Annotated in this window: 14 protein-coding genes; 8 read left to right on the top strand and 6 right to left on the bottom strand. The window is 39.6% G+C overall.

What is annotated here, in order from left to right:
• Positions 1-21: 21 nt before the first annotated feature.
• The 5 genes from AB1Z56_RS14175 to AB1Z56_RS14155 form a co-directional block, all read right to left on the bottom strand.
• On the bottom strand, positions 22-2442 hold the full coding sequence (locus tag AB1Z56_RS14175) for a TonB-dependent receptor (protein ID WP_426789428.1): 2421 nt from the start codon (positions 2440-2442) through the stop codon (positions 22-24).
• A gap of 131 nt (positions 2443-2573) precedes the next feature.
• Positions 2574-3773, bottom strand: a complete 1200-nt coding sequence (locus AB1Z56_RS14170; protein WP_426789427.1) for a hypothetical protein — start codon at positions 3771-3773, stop codon at positions 2574-2576.
• A 9-nt stretch (positions 3774-3782) separates the two neighbouring features.
• A complete protein-coding gene (locus tag AB1Z56_RS14165; protein WP_309362628.1) occupies positions 3783-4385 on the bottom strand; it encodes a hypothetical protein in 603 nt (200 codons plus the stop codon).
• 21 nt (positions 4386-4406) lie between these two features.
• The gene (locus AB1Z56_RS14160; RefSeq protein ID WP_426792393.1) at positions 4407-4970 is read right to left on the bottom strand and encodes an RNA polymerase sigma-70 factor; all 564 of its coding nucleotides are present in this window, start codon (positions 4968-4970) and stop codon (positions 4407-4409) included.
• A 342-nt stretch (positions 4971-5312) separates the two neighbouring features.
• Positions 5313-6464 carry a helix-turn-helix domain-containing protein gene (locus tag AB1Z56_RS14155; RefSeq protein WP_426789426.1) on the bottom strand — a complete coding sequence of 384 codons (1152 nt, stop codon included), beginning with the start codon at positions 6462-6464 and terminating at the stop codon, positions 5313-5315.
• A 213-nt stretch (positions 6465-6677) separates the two neighbouring features.
• On the opposite strand from AB1Z56_RS14155, the gene AB1Z56_RS14150 reads away from it, so the two are divergent.
• Together AB1Z56_RS14150 and AB1Z56_RS14145 are read left to right on the top strand one after the other, a co-directional pair.
• Positions 6678-9563 carry a TonB-dependent receptor gene (locus tag AB1Z56_RS14150; protein ID WP_426789425.1) on the top strand — a complete coding sequence of 962 codons (2886 nt, stop codon included), beginning with the start codon at positions 6678-6680 and terminating at the stop codon, positions 9561-9563.
• Between the two features lie 18 nt (positions 9564-9581).
• Positions 9582-10406 (top strand): tyrosine-protein phosphatase, encoded by an 825-nt coding sequence (locus tag AB1Z56_RS14145; RefSeq protein ID WP_426789424.1) that lies wholly within the window; start codon positions 9582-9584, stop codon positions 10404-10406.
• A gap of 95 nt (positions 10407-10501) precedes the next feature.
• On the opposite strand, the gene AB1Z56_RS14140 is transcribed toward AB1Z56_RS14145, so the two are convergent.
• A complete protein-coding gene (locus AB1Z56_RS14140) occupies positions 10502-11908 on the bottom strand; it encodes a hypothetical protein (protein ID WP_426789423.1) in 1407 nt (468 codons plus the stop codon).
• 125 nt (positions 11909-12033) lie between these two features.
• Here AB1Z56_RS14140 and AB1Z56_RS14135 point away from each other — a divergent pair, with 125 nt between their 5' ends.
• From AB1Z56_RS14135 to AB1Z56_RS14110, 6 genes are all read left to right on the top strand, one after another.
• A complete protein-coding gene (locus AB1Z56_RS14135; RefSeq protein WP_426789422.1) occupies positions 12034-13332 on the top strand; it encodes a hypothetical protein in 1299 nt (432 codons plus the stop codon).
• A 27-nt stretch (positions 13333-13359) separates the two neighbouring features.
• Positions 13360-13713: a DUF4369 domain-containing protein gene (locus tag AB1Z56_RS14130; RefSeq protein WP_426789421.1), complete on the top strand. Its 354-nt coding sequence runs from the start codon at positions 13360-13362 to the stop codon at positions 13711-13713.
• Positions 13714-13962: 249 nt separating this feature from the next.
• Positions 13963-14523, top strand: a complete 561-nt coding sequence (locus tag AB1Z56_RS14125; protein ID WP_426789420.1) for an RNA polymerase sigma factor — start codon at positions 13963-13965, stop codon at positions 14521-14523.
• A gap of 56 nt (positions 14524-14579) precedes the next feature.
• Positions 14580-15572, top strand: a complete 993-nt coding sequence (locus tag AB1Z56_RS14120; protein ID WP_426789419.1) for a FecR family protein — start codon at positions 14580-14582, stop codon at positions 15570-15572.
• 13 nt (positions 15573-15585) lie between these two features.
• A complete protein-coding gene (locus AB1Z56_RS14115; RefSeq protein WP_426789418.1) occupies positions 15586-18609 on the top strand; it encodes a TonB-dependent receptor domain-containing protein in 3024 nt (1007 codons plus the stop codon).
• Positions 18610-18613: 4 nt separating this feature from the next.
• Positions 18614-19963 (top strand): DUF4876 domain-containing protein, encoded by a 1350-nt coding sequence (locus AB1Z56_RS14110; RefSeq protein WP_426789417.1) that lies wholly within the window; start codon positions 18614-18616, stop codon positions 19961-19963.
• The last annotated feature ends 10 nt before the right edge of the window (positions 19964-19973 follow it).

The raw sequence follows: 19973 nt of genomic DNA, 5'->3' as shown, positions 1-19973 counted from the left end.
AAATATATATTTATTTGTTTTTTACATAATGGATAATCTCAGCTTGACGTAGAATGCACGTCCAGGCCGCTGTAGGCGAAAATTGTCGTATGCTCTTTCATCTGTTAGATTTCTCGCCTCAAAGGATACATTGTATTTGTTGCGGTCCCAGGCGTAACTAAGTACCGCGGAGTGGACATTTTGAGATGGAATGAGATCTTTGGATTCAAGCGATCCTTGATCTGATTCGGTGAGGTAAAACCAATGTGTATATTGATATAAGTATGAAAGTTGTATTCTGCTTCCTTTCTGAAACCAGTTATTCTGGATCAGGCTAATGTCTGCATTTCCATAAACCCAAGGCCGGTTAATGAGTTGCTTGCCATAATTTATACTGATTTGCTGACGTGAATCGTCTGTGTATTTTTTGTTGTAAGTAGCTTTATCGTAAGAGCCATTTAGGGTAACCGACAACAGATCTTTAAAGCCGTATTTGACTTCGGCCTCAAAACCGTAGAGCTTCACACCTTCCTCATTATAGCTTTGAAAAAAGGCATTTCCATTCTGCATGACCGCACGGCTGTTTATATAGTTATCTGCCAAACGATAGAAACCTGTTACGTCGACATTTAGAAAATGGTCCTGATGGATGTACGTATTGTAATAAAATCCGGTATTGATATTGTCGCTGCGTTCCGGCTTCAAATCCCAGTTGGAGATTGTATTGATACCGTCACCATAAAGCGCTGTCATGGACGGTAAATTGTATGCTCTTTCATAAGATAGTTTCCATCCACCGTCCTTGGTTATCCTATACCGTGAGGCTAGGCTCATGCTATAGTAATTCCCTTGTTTTTTTTGACTGATTATTCCGCCGCTGATTAAATTGTTATTTGCATCAAAGATGCGTTCATCAATATCTTTTGAGGCATTCATGCGGTAGTATTTTACAGCTAATACATTCGATAGGCGCTTGTCAAACCATTGGTTTTGCCATGATAAACCCAAAATATGTCTGCCTAGATAGGATGGCAAACCTGAACGGTCATAATTGCCGATTAGATCATATTGTTTCTGATCGTTGCTGTTGAAATTGTAGTTGAAGTTTAAGCTTTGATTACGGGCTTCGTCAAAATCATAGTTTAGATTCACCCGCGCCAGATAGTTTGACAAATTGTATTTTGTATCCATTTGCGCATTCGGCGCAGTGCCTTTGTAATTCGAGATCCAGTTTCCAGACCAGTCGTAATTGTACATAGCTGTATCGCGCACATATCTGGTATCGTAGCTATAACTTGTGAAAATATCTGCATATAGGCGATCAACAAGAAAATTACTCTTTTTATAGCTTAAGGTTGGCATCAGATAATCGCTTTCAGACCACATTCCGCCAAACACTTTGCTAATGGAAGCTCCGAGCTGGTTTTCCTTGTGATTTTGCGAATAGGTCAGACCGGCATAAAATTGATCAGCCCAGTGTACATCGCGAAAACCAACCTCCAGTTGTCCCATTGCCGAAGTATAGGCATCGTTAAATCGCTTGGCTTTAGGAAGCATGACATACTTGTTTTCAACCGTTTTCTCAATAAGAACATTGTACTTTTCATTGGTATACATGTTATAATCATTGTCTGAATGATTGTAAAATGCATTCATCCGGAAGGATAGTTTGTTTTTGGGGTTAGTAAATGTACCCACGATAGCCGCCTGATGGGTGTTAAATGAACCATAGGAATAACTCAGATCCAGATAAGGCCTTGCACGGCGTTTTGTAATGATATTGACAGCACCTCCGAGCGCATCTGAACCCAAAAAAGCAGGCACGACACCTTTGTAAACTTCGACGCGATCAATCAGATTGACTGGAATATTATTTAATGACATCGAAGAACCAAAGTTCTCCATGGGCACTCCGTCGATGTAAATTTTAGCATTCAGCCCATTGATGCGGAATACAAAATTGGATCCTAGTCCACCATCTTCACGTATAGTCACTCCGGTAGCTCTTTTCAATATCTGGGTTAGATTGGCAGCTTCGTTGGCATGTTTATTCATGTCAATGACACTGACATTAAAGCCCGATCGCTTTATCTCAGCAACTTTGTGTTCATTTTCTGTTTTTCCACGCGCAGAGACAACAACTTCATCGATATAATTACGATCTTCTTTGAGCTGGAAATCCTGAATAAACTTATCATTTATTGCCCGCTCCTCGGAGCTATACCCAACTGCGGTAACCTGTATGATAGCGTTACCAGGTAGGGCTGTCTGCAGTTTGTAATAGCCGTCAACATCTGAAGATGTACCTGTGCTCTGATCTTTCAGTCTTATTGTCGCCCCTGGAATAGGTATCCCAAAATTATCTTTGACAAAGCCTGAAACAGCATTCTTTTTGGAAGTTTGCGCCTGTGTAAATACAGTAAAAATGAATAACAGTACAAAAGTAGATGTTGATTTCAACATTTTTATTTAGATTAAGTATATACAAGAGAGTTGCCTATACTGATCTTTTACCGAATGTTGATTTTAGATATTTTTTGAAAAAATATACAAATGGTTGATTATGAGTGTTATTTTTTTGCGGTAATAGTTTACTATTTCATATAATTCATACGAACAGTAAAATTTGCTGTATTGGGAAGTTTGAGACCTTTCGAAATCTCTTTTGTCTGTAGATTGTACTTCCATACACGGTGCTCATCATGTGCGTCATCAATAGCAATATATACATATTTTGTATCCGTCCAGACATTTTCTTTCTGCGTCCCTTTATCCAGCGGAAACTGAATTTTTTCGATATAACCAGATTTTAAATCGACTATCCTATATTCAAACTGATAGACGGAATGATAATTGGAAAAATCAGTGTACAGTTTTTTCTGCTCATTGCGTATAATGGCCTTCCCATTTCCAGCGTACCAGATCCCATACGCATGATTTCCGATTGACTTGGAAATATTAATCATAAAGTCTTGATCGACGAGCTGTTGACCTTTCTTTTTTCTAAAAATAGCCGTTGGTAATTTAAGGTTGTTGCCCAGTGCGATACCTGGGTTAGTCATAAAATAATAATCTCCCTGTTCGTCTTTAAAGCTATACGATTGGATAATATTGAAGCCGCCGGGATAAGTTGAACGGGTTTCTTTCTGAACATTTAAAAGTTTAAAGCTATCGTATTTTATAGTTGCGTAATAGGTTGTGTCAGATGTAGTATGCCCATATTTACCGGATGATTTAAAAAAAGAATAGGCGATCCAGAGATTGTTATTTTCAATATCCACAAGACCAAGATGCAGCGCTTTATATTCTTTTGTAGCAAAAGGCAGGACAATCGTATCCTCCTTGATGATTTTCATAGCCGCAACGTTGATCTGGTAGAGTCTAGCTTGAGATGTATTCTCAGTAAGATTTTCCCGACAGAGCGCAACAAGATTTTTATCGTCTTTCCATGTTATGGTTTCAAAATCACTGTTTTTTAATTGAATGCTATCGATAAGAACTAGAGAAGAACCTTGCAATTGGTATTTTTTAAACAGGCTGGTCTGACTTGATAATCTATAAAAAAAACCGTTTTTATAAATATATTCTCTTTCTTGTATACGCGAAGTAGACAGCGGGATTTCTAAAGTCGGACTATTCGTGTCGTCCAAATGCTCGGAAAACAGTAAGCTTGTTGGGGTCTCTTCTTTATTGAACAGGCAAAAAACAAAATTCGGATTTATATTTTTTTCAGGACGTCGGCTACAGGAAAAAATAGAAATTGCAAGGAAAGACAACAACAATAATCGCTTCATGTTTGTCTATTAAATGCTTTGAAATTGTTCCCTGATTTTAATCTGCATATTGGATGGTAAAAAAGCTAAATCACTTTTCTGAAAGGCAACTATTTTACCAAAATCTGGAGAGTCAGAGACAAAATATTCTCTTCCAGCCTTAAATATCAAGGTATTGTGGTTACTATCCAAAAGCTCGAAATCCCTTTTGGGTTTAATGATAAAATCGCCTGAAAAAGTAAGTTTTTTATTGACCAGATCGATATTGGCTGTGCTGTTTTTACTTAATTGGACATCATAATGATCTTCAGTAAAGAGTTTGCTATTTTCAACCGATGTGTTGGTAAACGTAACATTATTCAAAGCAGGGTGAGAGAAATGGAATACTGAAAAACCGAGGACAAAAATTACTGCAGCAGCAGCTGTCAATTTAGCCCAATATAATTTTCTATTTGGAGAAATGGCCGTAGCAAGATTATTCCATAAGTCAGATCCGATTTCCTCGTTTATATCCTTATTTTCCGCAATACTATCCCAAGAATCATTGTTCAGCCATTTTTCTACCAAATGCTTGTCGCCCCCAGAACATTGACCTGAAGCATATTTTTTAAGTATATCTTGGTTGATTTCCATCTTCTGATAATACGTGTACATTCAAAAGTACAAAAAAGTAATTAATAGGAATCTAGCAATATTGATATTACAATACTTTTTAAGTTTTATTTTAATAACTGATAATGCCTTGCTGATATGGTATTCAACGGCTCTTTCTGTAATTAATAGGTTTGTTGCGATTTCCCTGTTGGTTAATCCTTCATCACGGCTTAGTTTATAAACATTTTTACATTGTCTCGGTAAAGACTCAACAGCATCATCTAAATGATTTTTTAGTTCTTTGTAATAGATATAATTATCTTCGTAGGATTCGGTAGTATTATTTGAGATCACTTCATGGTGTCTCTCTTTATTTCCTTTATTCCTTAGAAACTCCAACGATTTTAATTTAACCGAACGTATGAGGTAACGTTCAGCATCTTGTAAATGAAGGTGATATCTTCGTTCCCAAAGAGATTTAAAAACATCTTGGACAATTTCTTTTGCATCATCTTCATCTTCCACACTTTTAAGCGCGAATGAAAACATTCTCTTCCAATACAATTGAAAGAACTCTTCGAATTGTTTTTTGTTAATCTCTATTTTACGTATCGAGGTTTTCAAAGCATCCAAATATACACTCTATTTAGACTTGTTCCAAATAAAATGTAGGTAGAACAAAATTCAGCCCATCACAATTTCGATTTCTCAGAATAAAGTTGAGCCAATACTATCATAAGACTTAAACAATAAATGGATAACAGCATCTTAATTGATACTTATTTTACAATTACATGAGACGTATATAAATCGGAGCTTATACGTTTTCATCCGAATGAGGTCCCTATTAGGTCCGAATAAAGTCCCTATTAACTCCCTATAATTATTAATTCTGTGGTTAAGAGTTCCTGCTGCTAATAGCATTGATCCGATATCTTTATTTAGCTCATCTGAATGGCCGATGAGCTAGATTGCTTTATCCGGAGATAGCATTTTGAAATAGTGCGTCGGAGTGAGTCCAGTCATTTCCTTAAAATATTTATTGAAGGAAGATTTTGAGTTAAATCCGGCGCTATAGGCTATGGTAAGCATATTGATATCCAGTTCATTTGTCGCATATCGCTCTATTTTACCTTTTATATCCAATATCCTATATTCATTGATGTAGGTATAAAAAGATTTATTGGCATAGTTGTTCAGTGTTTCGCTGATATAATATTTGTTTTCCTTGATTAATTGGGAAAGTTTCTCTAATGTCAGTTCACTATCTTTATAATACCGATCGGATTTCATTCCTGTTTCCAGTTTGTTCCAGATTTCTGCCATACGCTCTTTTGTGAGAATTTCTTTACGCTCTTTTTGGTTCATTTTATGAACAACAGTATGTTTTGTTTCACTCTCTTCATGACACGCATTATCCGGATTCAGATCGGCTTGGACTTTGGGAATGATATTTTCATGTGCCATGCTCTTAAATTTATACCGTCCTATCAAGATGCATATGATTGCAAGGGATGCATAGGCGATACTTCTGATGAAAAGATCTTGATGATAGAGGTCGTGATTACCGATACTATAATAAACTAAACCGATGCAATTCAAAGTAAGAAGGATAGAAGATATACGTGTGATCAATGTCCGCGTAGCTGAAGGCGACAGATTTCGGTATGAAAAGTACAGCGTTTTGGCAGATAATATAATTGCAAATGGCATAAAAGTAAGGGTAGTTGCTAAGTTATAAAGCTGCAGTACACCTATACCCTGTGCGGGGGCAGCGTATAGTACCGTGGCTGTGGAGAAAAAACCAATGGTCACAATAAAAATAGGAACAAAGAGGTACCAGTTGGAAATCATATTTTGTTTTCTCTTAGCCTCATTGCGCGCCAAAAGATATACTATGGGAGTGTAGAAGAAACCTATAAACGTATTCATAGCTTTGCGAACATTTGGTTCATCAACAAAATGGTAGATGATAAACTTGATGGACAGATGGACAACGATGCATAGAACCAATACGAATAAAAAGGTGTCGGTACTTTTTCGCAACTTGTTGCTATAGAGAAATAGAGCTGTCAATATTGCTTGAAACAGCCCCAATACAATGATATAGTTCAGCATGGCAGTAACGGTTCAATTGTATTCAAAGCTAAGATCCTTGTGTTATTTTAATATTAATAATTTGATAACAATATTGTAATTAGTGTAAGTTGCTGATTTGCAGGGTATATTGGTGCTTCTGGAGCAAAAAAAGAAGACGGACGTCCCTAAAATTTTGGAAGTCGAAAATCATCGGTCTGCATATAATCTTTGCGGAAAAAAAATATGTCACCAATGTCTACCAAATTTAGGAACAAAAATTTACTCAGTTTAAAAAAGGGGGTAAGCGCACTGTTGTTCACTTTTCCCTGGTTTATACCGACCTATGGTCAAGTGATCAAATCTTCTGTGCAAAGCGGTTCGGGGAAATTGCCCGGAGCTTCTATTGTCGCGATCTCTTTCAAAGGTAATACATCCTCAGATTTACAGGGTAATTTTACATTAACAGCCCCTGATACTGGGATGGTATCGTTACAGGTATCTTATATTGGCTATCAGACACGTACCTTCGATATTCGCTTAAAGCGAGGTATCAATGAGATTTCGCCAATTGAGCTGGCCGTGGGTGATGGTAGTGCTTTGACGGAAGTCATCGTATCCGGTACGATGGCTCCTTCACAGGCTAAAGCCTTCAGCATCAAGAAACAGGCTGTAGCAATAATGGATGTACTGGCGGCTGACGCAATTGGCAAACTGCCGGATCGAAATGCAGCCGAAGCGGTACAACGCATGCAAGGTGTTGCAGTTGCCAAGAATCACGGCGAAGCTGATATTGCAACGGTAAGGGGTACTCCATTTGCTTGGACCTCAGTTTTATTCAACGGAAGTCGTCTTCCTAGTCCAAATGTCATGGGCAATCGGTCAATGCCCCTGGATGCAATTCCATCTGAGATCATCCAATATGTACAAGTTGCTAAGGCATTAACGCCAGATATGGAAGCAGATGCAATTGGTGGTTCGATCAATTTTGTCACTAGAACATCCCCTAACAAACGTACACTTAGTGTCTCGGGGGCTGGAGGCTATAACACATTTAGTAAAAATGGAACATACAACGGCTCACTTGTTTATGGAGATCGCTTTCTGAATAATAGGTTGGGATTGATTCTGTCGGCAGCAACATGGGCGAGACAATGGGGATCAGATGCTTTTGATGTTTCCTACAATACAGGTTTGGCCAATGAACAGCAAAGGAATTCTATTGGATCGGTCATGCTCAAGCGTTATATTGGTGAACGCCAGACTAAGGGAATAAATCTGGGGTCGGATTACAAAATTTCACCCGGACATACGGTATTCTTTCGCGCTATGTTCAATAAATTTGACGATATCCGTCCCGTGTACGAAGCCTATGTAGATTATAATAAGAAACGCTATCAATATAACAACCGTTACTCACACTATCAGACGGCAATCTATGGAGGTGAAATAGGTGGGGAACATCAACTTTCGGGGATTGCTAAAGTGGACTGGAGTGTCAGCGATCATAAATCAAAATATTACCTTAACACACCACCAGCAAGCGATCGTAAAGGATTGCCAATAGCGACTTTCCATCAGCAGATCACGAGTGGATTTAATAATTTGTCCAATGATGGACTGCGCTATTGGGGATTCGATTCACCTAATGCTGTCGGTGGCTCTCCATTGGATTTTGATCATGGAATTAAAGATGCCAACGAAGTCCTGGATCCCAATAAGCTTAAATTGACGCAGTTGGTCATCACTCAGTTGGACAATAGTGAACGAGACCGTGTAGCCCAGATTAATTTTCATCTTGAAGCATCGCCGGCATTAAAGTTTAAAGTTGGCGGTAAGTACAGGCATAAAGACCGGGACAATTTTTTTGGCTCCAATTTGGTGTTTCTGCCGGGTGCTGCGCTCGGTGTTGAAAATGCTGCTCCCTTACGAAGTTTATCCTCGTTTGAGACACAAAGTTTTCCAAAAGGAACATCTTTCTTCGGTAGTCTGAATGGCAACTATAACTCCTTTCAGCTAAATCCCTTGACCAAAGATCAACTATTGGATCTCTTTAGTTCGGAGTTTATGAAGGTAAATGGCTTTATTGATAAAACGGATCCGATGAGTGCGACATCGATTTATACTGGACAGGAGATCGTATCCTCGGGGTATGTTATGGCTGATTATGATCTCTCCGAAAAACTAAAGTTGGTTGCGGGTTTGCGCAATGAATATACAAAGACTAGACTTCATGGACAACGTGTGGAGCCTACGGCATCCGGAAACCAACTTGTTGCATCTGAAATTGAAAATAATTACAATGCTTTGCTGCCCATGTTTCATCTCAAGTACAAGTTGAATAAAGATGCAAATTTGAGGGGAGCTTTCACCCGGACTTTTGTACGCCCTAATTTTGGAGATATGACCCCCGGAACATCCATTGATGTTTCTTCTACACCAGCGACAATCAGCCAAGGTAATTCCGAGCTTAAGCCCACCTTCAGCAACAATTTTGATCTCATGGGAGAATACTACTTTCAGAATGTTGGGATCCTGACTGGGGGATTGTTTTACAAAGATATTTCAGATGTGATATTTACAGATATCAGCATGCAAAACATCGATGGGACAGACTACCGCATATCCCAAGCGAAAAATTTGAACAAAGCAACATTGTTCGGCTTGGAGTTTGGCGTAAACCGAAGATTTGATTTCCTTCAAGGCTTTTGGAAGAATTTCGGTATCGAATTTAATTACTCTTATGTGAATTCTGAAACGAAAGTGCCGCGTGTCGGCGGTGTCGAAGCTTCATTCGATAAAACAGCGTTACCTAATCAATCCAAGCATCTGTTCAATGCCATTCTATTTTATGAAGGTAAGGGCGTAATGGTACGTCTGGCAGGAAATTATAGAGGGAAGTCAATTGAGACAATCGATCAGAAATTAGGGCCACAATTTTATAAGTGGACGGACAATAATTTTACTTTGGATGCCACCGCTACGGTGTCGTTGTCTGCACGTGTAAAAGCATTTTTGGAGTTAAACAATCTGACAAATTCGGCCGTGAGTATGTACATGGGAGATAGCCGTCGCATTAGTAGCCGCGAGGTGTATGGCAGTAGGGGGCAGGCCGGGATTAGATGGGATATAATTAAATAATTAGTTTAAAACAATCATATGAAAATTTCAAATTTGATGATGGCTCTTTTGGGGACCATTCCGGCACTTGCCTTTGGGCAGCTGTCCGATAGTACAAAACGTGTGCTTCCAGTTCAAGGAGCTGTTAACTTTAGAGATATTGGCGGTTACGAAACCAATGATGGAAAACACGTCGTTTGGGGTAAAATATTCCGTAGCGATGGTATTGATAAACTTACCGATAGCGATGTCGCACTGATGGATAAAAAAAGAATTCACACTGTTGTTGACCTTCGTGGTATAGCTGAGGCTAAGGCTGCACCTGACAAGCTTGTCGCCTATACAGATTATACACTCAGTCCAGCCGGTAGTGACAATTTGCCTAATCCACAAGATATGGTGACGGCATTAAAACAAAAAGACTTTTTGGTGAAATTCTATGCTGAAGGCGTTAATTATTATGGGGATAGATACCGACCTGCATTTATCAAACTGTTGGGAGCTACCGATGGAGAGGCTGTCCTGTATCATTGTACAGGTGGAAGAGATCGTACTGGTATGCAGACAGCTTTGATTCTATATGTACTTGGCGTCCCATATCCGACTATCGAAGCAGATTATTTAGCGTCTAACGTATACCTTAGCCACAACAAGCAGATGAACGCTTATACCGATGCAATGGTCGCCGCAACTGGAATGACTAAAGAACAGATTGAAGATCAGATGAAACTGAAACCCGAATTGTTAAAAGCATTTTTTGACGGAATTAAAGCTAAGTATGACACAGTGGAGAAGTTTCTTCAGGAGGAGATGGCCATTGGACCGAAAGAGATCAAGATACTGAAAGCAAAATATACACGCTAAGAAAATCTATTCAGCTTATAAAACAGCTAAGCTCGATTTCGATCGGACTTAGCTGTTTTAGATCGGATCTATACTGTAGTGTGCAATCTGTTAAGCTATTTTTCCTTAATGAATTTCATCTCAAATCCGTTCTCTTTTCTCACCACCTGCTGTAAGTCGGGCGTAAATTGCAATTCTATACCGAACCCCATTTTAAATAGGTTATTTCCGAGATAATCAAGTGCTACATTTTCTTGATTAGGGGCCTCTACAATTAACATACCATCCTTTTCTACAAAGGTTAGCTTAAATGTGGGAGCTGTCTCATCCGCATAGGTACCCAAATAGCTATCGAGATGTTCGATGGAATGTTTTCTTTCCTGATATGGTTCTATAGCAGTAATATTTTCCATATTTTCTAAACGTGCCATTAATCCCCAGCCATAAAAATCATTAGATACCCCAACGAGTAATTGGTTTTCACCTTTTTTAAGCTTTAATCGAATATTCCCATTCTGTATAGATATTCTTCCGTCAGGGTATTTTTTCATATTTTGTCTAAAGATATTTTTGTCTGTGTAGGTGATCTGATCATTGAGATAAAGCCATATTTCATCTGAAAATCCGAGCTGGAGATTGACGGATGTAGGTTCTTTCGTAGTAATAACAGCTTTTAGCCAAACTATCCTGCGTTTTTCTGCAGAACCAAAACGTCTCGTCAGGTTTATCAATCCATATCGCTCAGCTGCTATTTTTTCTGTAAAGGCTTCGTCTTTAGGTAAGTCACGAAACGTAGTTGGCTCTCTTCCTTCCTCCAAAACTGTGGGCTGGGTTATAGACCAGTTTCGGATATAATTTGTTTCATGACGGGTCAGATCTGCACCTTCAATCTGCGGTAATCCTTCCATTTGGTTGGGTTTGATCTCAATATTGCTGATGTAGGAATCTCCGTCAAATGCAATGCTTCCGGTATGTTCGCGCCCCTCAAGTTTTGGTACAATCAATCTGAGGTTATTGTTGACGAAAACCTGCATTTGCATGCCTGAAATGACGAGTTTAATATGATTCCATTCATCTGCTTTGGCCGCTGCAGAAGACTGATATTGGGGATACATGTCCCACATGTTGACACCGTCTAAGATGGGGCAGTACTGAATACCTTCATTAGCAAATGGGTCGGTCATTTTAGGTACTCGCAGATAGACAATCTCCTGTTCTTTTTCATTTTTTCGATGAAAATAAATGGCGCTGGCAAATTCTGTTTTCGCAGGTAGCACATCATACTCGATGGTTCCATCTCTGAAAATGAAGTCTTTAATCACTACCGGACCAGATGCTGGGGCGATTTTCATTGCTTTACGACCCCTAAAATTTAGAAAATCGACCTTTCCGCTCTGAAAGATCCATTTTTCTGCGCTTAATGGAATGTTTGTGCCTGCTGATGTCTTAATTTTCTTTTCTTGAGCATAACTTTGGAATAAAGCCACCACTATTAAGACGAGTATCAAGAATGTTTTTTTCATGTTAATAAAGTTTTTGATAAATTTAGAGCATAGGCATTATTTCAACACGCTCAACCTTGCGTCAAGTTTATTCAAGTTTGTTCAAGCTGATTGTTTATTTTTAAAATACTGATATGTAGTAAATTATGTTTAAATCGAGTCATCCTGAATTGTTTCAGCATCTTAAGAATTCCATTGAAAATAAACTTGAATGGGGTGAAACTGCCAATTGGAGTACCACCGATTTTGAAAAACTTTCGGAAAAGATTCAGGAGAAAACGGGCGTTATACTTAGCGTTTCTACATTGAAGCGCATTTTTGGTAGGATTGATTATCGAAGTAAACCTGCCCTGACGACATTAAATACATTGGCACAGTATCTTGGTTACGAAGACTGGCGGGCTTTCCGCAATGCTCATGTACAGCAAGAGATACCGGAGAAGCAGGTATTTATTAAATCTGCTTTTGAACCACAGGTGAGTGTACAAAAGAAGTATGGTTCCGTTTTTATTATAGCCATTTCATCTGTTCTTGTCCTGGTCTTGGTCGGCCTTTTAGGTAATAGGTTTATCCAGAAAAAGAAGCATTTTAATGGTAGTGCTTTCCGGTTTTCGTCGAAGACAATGTTGACACAGGGTTTGCCCAATTCAGTTGTATTTGATTATGATGCTTCGGCAGCAAGTGAAGCCGATTCGGTATTCATTGCACAAAGCTGGGACACCAGCCGCAAGACGCAGGTGGATAGAAATGGCAAACACCACTCCGCTATTTATTATTATCCAGGTTACTTCAGGGCCAAGTTGATTATTGGGGATAAAATTGTTCGAGAACATGATATACAGATTAAAACAGATGGCTGGTTGGGATTGGTAGAAGCAGCGTGGGGAAAAGAGCCCTTATATTTCAAAAAAACTGAAATTACATTACCACATGAAATTGCCGTTACTCAGGAACTGCTGAAAAGTTACAAAATCGATCTCCTCCCTGAAGCTCCGCCGGTTAGATTTTACAATCAAAAGAATATGACAGGCGTTATGACCAATAATTTTAGTTTTGAAACAGCCATTAAAACAGAAACAGGCGGCGTTGGCAATATTTGCCAACGCGTAGAAGTACTCTTACAGTCTAAAAACGATATATTTATTGTACCCTTAGTAAACACAGCCTGTATCGGTGACATAGCCCTTACTGCTGGTGGTTTTTATACAGATAGCAAACAAGATGACCTCAGTGGATTTGGCTGTGATCTTTCCGAATGGACTAAGCTTAAAATAGTCTGTAAAAATCAGCAGATTAGATTTTGGATTAATGATAAAGTTATATATACAGCTACGATTAAAAATGCACCAACTGAAATAGTGGGTCTTCAATATCGTTTTAAGGGAGCCGGTTCTGTTAGAAATACGCGTTTAAGTGGATCGGATATGAAGGATATTATTTTTTGATCGGGAAACTAATTACCTTTCGCTTGCTTGGCTCATCAAGAAAAAGGTAAGCCTTTCGAAATAAAATTTGATCTTTTGGGATTTTCCAATGGCGCAAAGCTCGAATTGAGCAGCTTTCATGAAGGTAACCGTTCCTATGTCGCCATTCTTAGAGATGGAAAATGTACCATAAAAGGAGCTTTGGAAGAGCCTTCGTTGTATATATTAACGGCAAAACCCAATCTGAGGACAGTCATTTGGATTGAGCCGTCGCGTATGAAGATATTAGGCGATAGTCTGTATTTTTCGAATATAGAGGTGCTGAATTCGAGATCACAGGCTGCAGCCATTCCGATCAATAAGCAACTGGATCAATGTAGGGGATCAGCAAGCATTGCATAGCAAAACTGCCATCACCTATCGGGTACAGGGGTTACCAAAAGTTTATATCATTGACCGAAATGGGATTATCCTTGAAACTGGAGGCTCTGGGGTAGACTTAGAACACGTGTTAAAAGAAATTTCTTTTTAATCCGTTAAAAATGTCGTTTTTATAAGATTAGACGATCTGTTTGGATTGTTTTTATCCTTTAAGATGTTAAAACATCTAGTTATTTGGAATAGTTCTAAATAATTATTTATTTTGCACACTTGGACACACATAAAATATGGAATGGGGTCAAGGTAGGAGACAGCGATAGCTTTCTAGCCTTGTACGACGCAGTTTATACTGCGCTTTTCCGATATGGCCTGAAAATAACTCCCGATCGCGAAATAGTGAAAGAATCCATTCATATTTTATTTTGTGATCTATGGGAGCGGAGGGAGAAACTTCCGGCATTAAATACTGATCCTAGGTATTATTTGTTTGTATGGCTCAAGCGGATCATCTTTAAGCAGCGTGCAACGCAAAATCTATCGCTGGATGATCTTTTTGATGCCCCTGTAGAAGATTCGATTGAAGTGCAAAAAATAGCTATCGAAGAAACCTTGGAGCGAGATGATGCGCTGGAGCGGGCGATGAGCAAGCTTACAAAAAAGCAGTACCGTTATATCGAGTTAAAATTCTTCGACAATAAATCCTATGAGGAGATTGCTGTGATTGAAAATGCTGCGATAAGAACAGTTTATAATGTGGTACATGAAGCGATTAAAAAATTAAAAGGCTCATTGACAGTGTTTATTGTTTTTATTTTGAATTTTTCCAAATAAAAATAGGTAAAAATAGTGGAGTAGTTGCACTACTGATTAAAAGCAATTGCTATTACATGGAAAACCCTACCTTAGAAAAACTGATCTGTGACGAGTCTTTTCTCGATTATTGCTTAAAGTCGCACCGTGATGAGGGGGACTATTGGCCACAGTGGATAGCCGCAAATCCACAACATCGGGAGCTTATAAAGGAGGCGGAACTGATGGTCAAATTGTTGCGGAGTAGCCCGACAAAACTAGAGGTCGCTGCAGAACGCAATAGACTTCAGTCTATTATTGATGGAGGAAAATTGCCCGTCAAAAGTCTGTTAAGTTACCGATGGATTGGCTACGCAGCAGCCTGCCTCTTCATGCTCTCACTAAGTATTTTTCTTTATAAAAGACAGCAGATGTCTTCGGATATAACTGCCCAACCTGAGTTTGTACAACAGTCTGTGCCGACAGGAAGCTATATGAATGTGCTTTTGGCTGACCATACTCAGGTAAAACTTGGACCTAAATCCATATTGGAATACCCAAAACAATTTAGTGGAAACGAAAGAAAAGTTGAGCTCAATGGTGAAGCATATTTCAAAGTTGCACATAATGAAAATAAACCTTTTGTCATACAAACAGGTGATTTAAGCATTAAAGTGTTGGGCACATCTTTCAATGTACATGCATTTGCCGGAGATGAGGTTTCGAAGGTGGCTTTATTCACCGGTAAGGTGGAGGTTGCCAGAGGTGCAGTGAGCCAGCAGATCAAACCAGGTCAGGCTATTATTTACGACAAGCGTAAAGGGACATTTACAGTCGAGGAATTTGACCTGGTCAAAGAAAAGGATAATATGGATGGTATCCTACATTTTGAGCAAGCTTCCTACCTTGAAATCGCTAAACAGCTAAACCGAAAATATGGCTTAGCGTATCAAGAAAGAGCGGATATTCAATTGGTTTACTCAGGTACGATAGCACATGAGCCGCTGCTGCAGGTACTTGAAAAACTCACGCTCACAACCCCCTATCATTTCAGTGTGAAATCCAACAAACTTATTGTTCGTAAAAAATAATATCATCTATCATATGTCTTCTAATTCCATCAACAGGAGTGCCCTGCTCCTTGGTGTACTTTTCTCTTTTAACGTGTTGTCGGTACATGCACAGCAGTTGAAAATTGAGAGTAAAAATCAACCACTAAGATCTGTTCTAAAACAGATCGAAGAAAAATCGGGCTATAGTTTCCTTTATGACGAGTCTCAGATCAATCTTGACCGGACTGTTAATCTGCATGCAGATGGATCTTTAAGAGAGATTCTAAACAGACTTGAACAGCTTACCTATTTCAAATTGCAAGTTTCAGGAAAGAATATCCTGATAAGCAAAACCTCTGTTGGTACACTTTCGGGACGTGTTGTCGATGAAAATGGAAAGGGAATTTCTTCGGTTACCGTGCACTTGAAAGAATTGAACCAGTATTACTTTACTGATCAAAACGGCGCATTCAAATTTCAGTTTCCTGCACACCGACTCAAAAGCGCAGAATTGAAATTTTCGATGATCGGTAGGCAAGGGACAACCCAAACAACAGCTTTGAATGGGGTAAATACCAGTATTCCAGAAGTGAAATTACCAACACTGAGTGTTGGACTCGAAGAAATTTCAGTTACTCCCCGTACAAACCGGCAGCTAGAGAGTAATAGTTCACTCTATATAAACAGAGAAGTCATCGAACAATCTGGCGCGCTAAGTCTCAATGATCTACTAAGCCTTATTCCTGGGCAAAAGATTGCTGCCCCTTCTTTACAGCAAGTACAGCAGGCTAATCTGAGAAGTGCTACATTGAGTACTAATTCTTTTGCAAAAAAAGATCCATTTGCACTTAATAATTCCTTCGGAGTCGCGCTGATTATGGATGGTATTGCACTTTCCAACAATGCGAATATGCAAACCTTAAATTCGGGTATCTATGGCATGGGCAATTCGTATGTCAATGGAAAGATATCAGGCCTGAAGGGTAGCGACGCGGGGACTGATAACTATACGGGTGATTACACCTTTGGCGGGACCGACTTGAGACAGATAGCGATCGACAATATTGAAAGTGTTGAAATTGCAGCCGGAGTACCTTCGGTAAAATATGGGGATATGACCAATGGTGCAATTATAATCAATCGAATTGCCGGAAAAACACCGTTGAATTTCAATGTACAGCTTCGCGATAATACCACGGTATATGGCTTGAGCAAAGGCTTTGATACCAAAAAATATGGAGCTTTTACGGTCGGCGGAAACTTTACCCGTTCTTACCAAGATAATAGGGATAAAATGAAATCCTATGACCGTATTGGCGGTAATTTGATGTGGAGTACTTTTGCTGGTAAAGAAAAGGCATTTACAAATACCTTCTCTGTAGATTATGGTCGTCATATGGATAATGTCCGCCGTGATAGCGACGATCCAACAGGTGCGATGATGCGATTCAAATCTTATAGCTTTTCAGTCGGAAGCCGTGCCAATTATCGAATCGATCATGGTTTTCTTTCCAATATCGGTTTAAATGTCCGCTATAGCCAATCTTATCAGAATACCTATAAAGAGCAGGATGTCAATGGTACCTATATTGTCTATTCAGATGCAACGGAAACCGGGGTGCATCAAGGAAAATATGCCAGTGGTATTTATCAGGCTGTAACTAATATTGAAGGCAAGCCGATCGATTTTACGACCCGATTGGATCTTACGGGAACATTTCAGACTGGAGAACTTCTCCATCAGGTGAATTTTGGTTCTTCTATTAACTATTCAAAAAATATAGGTAAAGGACAGATTGTCGACCCTTCTCGGCCTAGAACGAATACAGTTGCCGCCAATTCTGATCTTCGAGCAGAACGTTATTACGATGTTTCACGTATTCATGGGCAAAAGCAGATTGGATTCTATGCCGAGGATCAATTTACGGCAAAAATTGCCGATCGGGATCTTAACGTTCGTTTCGGGGCGCGGGGGGATATATTTGAGAAGTTCGTTACATTTTCACCGCGCACCAATATCAACTATGCCATCACTCCCGAGTTAACAGTGGGGGTTGCCTACGGCTGGGCGAGTAAGGCTCCAGCACTGGCACAGCTGTATCCGGGGCCTGTTTTTTATGAGCTGTCGCTGTTTGAAAAGACTGCTTTCAAAGATGGTGGTCTGGATGAGGCGAATAGTCTTTATCTTATGTATGTGGATAAATATACACCAGATAACAGTAAACTCAAACCATCTTTGTCCGAACAGTTGGAATTCTCTGCCAATTATGAGCACAAAGGATTTAGATTGGGTATGAACATGTACAATAAACGAAACTACCGGGATATTATATCTGCTGCAAGTTTTGAAAAGATCATGCTGGATAATTATGCAACGAATCCAGACCCTGACGCCGAGGTTCCTTACGTGATCGACGGGCAGAAACAATATCGACTTTCTCGCTTTGAATTTTTGAATGGTAGCGAAACTAAAAATCAGGGGATAGAATTGATGCTCTCTACGCCGAAATGGGCTGCGATAGCCACTTCATTCAATTTCAGGGGGGGACTGACCAAGTCTAACTACAAACCGCTAAAGAATATGCGGCTCTTTACAAATGAAACGGACAATCCCGATCGGGCGGAAACGGCTGTTTATCCGACGGATAGAAGAACAACAACCGTTAGTAATGCCGCCATTACCTCAATTACGCATATTCCAAAGGCTAAATTGCTGATCAATTTTACAACGGAATTTAACCTGATGAATAAGACCAATACAAGTGCAAGTGATGGTATTCCGGTGGGGTATTACACCCAAGATGGAACCTACCATGCCATAAACAATTTTGATGCGAACAATATAAACTATAAGCATACATTGATCCCTATCGAGGAAATCAACAATCAAAATCAGCCTGCTGTCTATACAAATTTCCATTTGAATGTATCCAAAGAAATCAGTAAACGCCTGAGCTTAGCCTTCCATGTCTATAACGTGTTTAATTATCGTCCGCAATATAAGCGTTCGGACAGTACCATGGTTATTCCAAATGACAAGCCTTCTTACGGTGCACAACTTAGACTTAAACTATAATGCTATGAAAGCAATACATTTTATTATACTATTAATCCTTATTTCTGGTTGTTTTGTAATAGCTTGCCAGAAAGATATCTATCCCGAAAATGGATCTGTTGATATCACCTTAGATATCTCTTACGAGAGTGAAGCCTATATTGGTAAGTTGCCTTTAAGCGATATTACTTTAAATCTCTATACACTCAAAGGTAAATTGGTGACAACGATGAAATCAGACGAAAATGGTCACGTTGAATTTGTGGATCTGGCACCCAATACGTATAAAGTTCAGGTCGTGAAAAACTATAGCGCGGCCGAATTTAATGCATTGACGGGACTACGGGAAGACAGTGAGGTAGCATTTAGTTCGGCGATCAAACAGATCGAAGTAATCAAAGGATCGGGAGAAACGCATTGGGATCTTACGCTTATAACAGGCAATAGTAATCCCAGTGGACTAATTATAAAGCAGATCTATTATGCAGGTTCTGATGCTAACCAAGGGGCAAGTTTTCGCGATCAGTTTATTGAAATTTATAACAATTCGGATAGTATCCGTTACGCGGACAGTCTTTACCTTGCCGAGGCTTATGGCGCTAATAATGCTAGTGCCACCTATGTTTATCAAGCGAACAGCGGGCAATATGATTGGAGCAAGTCCTATGGGATGCCGCAGGGTATAAACGCCAATACAGACTATGTATATGCGTTTCTCATTATTCAGCTTCCGGGCACGGGTAAGGATTACCCCATCCTTCCGGGAGAGAGTATCGTTGTTGCTTCCACTGCTGCAAATCATCGATCGCCTTATATTGGTGCAGATGGGGTGGCTATTTCAGTAAAGGATCCTAGTCTGACTGTCGATCTGAGTACGGCGGATTTTGAAGCGTATTTTGCACCCTATCTGGGAACTACCAAGCCTTTGGCTTCGGATATCGACAACCCTAATGTTCCCAATGTCAGGGTCGTCAACAGGGCAAATGGTGTGGATATGATCATGAATCAAGCCGGACAACGCAGCTGGATTATTTTTCGTGAAGAGGGTATGGGATCTTCAGATCAATGGAAGGGTTTTATGCCACCTTACGCAGATGGGCGAGAGAGTTTGGGAACAGACTATAAGCAGATTCCTGTCACAAATATTTTAGATGGGGTAGAGCTGCAATCGGCAACTTCTACGCAATATCCAAAGCGTTTTACGGCAAAGTTAGACGCTGGCGCAATTGCCGTAGCTGGTGGAGCCCGCTCCTCCAATTCGGTGATCCGGAAAACCAAAGCGGTTGTCAATGGCCGACGGATCTTACAGGATTCTAACAACTCAAGTGATGATTTCGTGTCTATGAAAGCAAATCCAAAGGGATTTGTAGATTAAGGCACATTAA

Source organism: Sphingobacterium sp. WOUb80, from assembly GCF_050058145.1.
Taxonomy (GTDB): Bacteria; Bacteroidota; Bacteroidia; order Sphingobacteriales; family Sphingobacteriaceae; genus Sphingobacterium.
The sequence above is the reverse complement of the archived record's forward strand: the minus strand, read 5'-3'. Positions and strand labels throughout refer to the sequence as shown.

Bases quoted from the DNA above. Each gene is read 5' to 3' on its own strand.
- AB1Z56_RS14120 (WP_426789419.1), top strand. From the start codon at position 14,580: ATGGAAAACCCTACCTTAGAAAAACTGATCTGTGACGAGTCTTTTCTC.
- AB1Z56_RS14165 (WP_309362628.1), bottom strand. From the start codon at position 4,385: ATGGAAATCAACCAAGATATACTTAAAAAATATGCTTCAGGTCAATGT.
- AB1Z56_RS14170 (WP_426789427.1), bottom strand. From the start codon at position 3,773: ATGAAGCGATTATTGTTGTTGTCTTTCCTTGCAATTTCTATTTTTTCC.
- AB1Z56_RS14155 (WP_426789426.1), bottom strand. From the start codon at position 6,464: ATGCTGAACTATATCATTGTATTGGGGCTGTTTCAAGCAATATTGACA.
- AB1Z56_RS14110 (WP_426789417.1), top strand. From the start codon at position 18,614: ATGAAAGCAATACATTTTATTATACTATTAATCCTTATTTCTGGTTGT.
- AB1Z56_RS14150 (WP_426789425.1), top strand. From the start codon at position 6,678: ATGTCTACCAAATTTAGGAACAAAAATTTACTCAGTTTAAAAAAGGGG.
- AB1Z56_RS14145 (WP_426789424.1), top strand. From the start codon at position 9,582: ATGAAAATTTCAAATTTGATGATGGCTCTTTTGGGGACCATTCCGGCA.
- AB1Z56_RS14115 (WP_426789418.1), top strand. From the start codon at position 15,586: ATGTCTTCTAATTCCATCAACAGGAGTGCCCTGCTCCTTGGTGTACTT.
- AB1Z56_RS14175 (WP_426789428.1), bottom strand. From the start codon at position 2,442: ATGTTGAAATCAACATCTACTTTTGTACTGTTATTCATTTTTACTGTA.
- AB1Z56_RS14135 (WP_426789422.1), top strand. From the start codon at position 12,034: ATGTTTAAATCGAGTCATCCTGAATTGTTTCAGCATCTTAAGAATTCC.
- AB1Z56_RS14140 (WP_426789423.1), bottom strand. From the start codon at position 11,908: ATGAAAAAAACATTCTTGATACTCGTCTTAATAGTGGTGGCTTTATTC.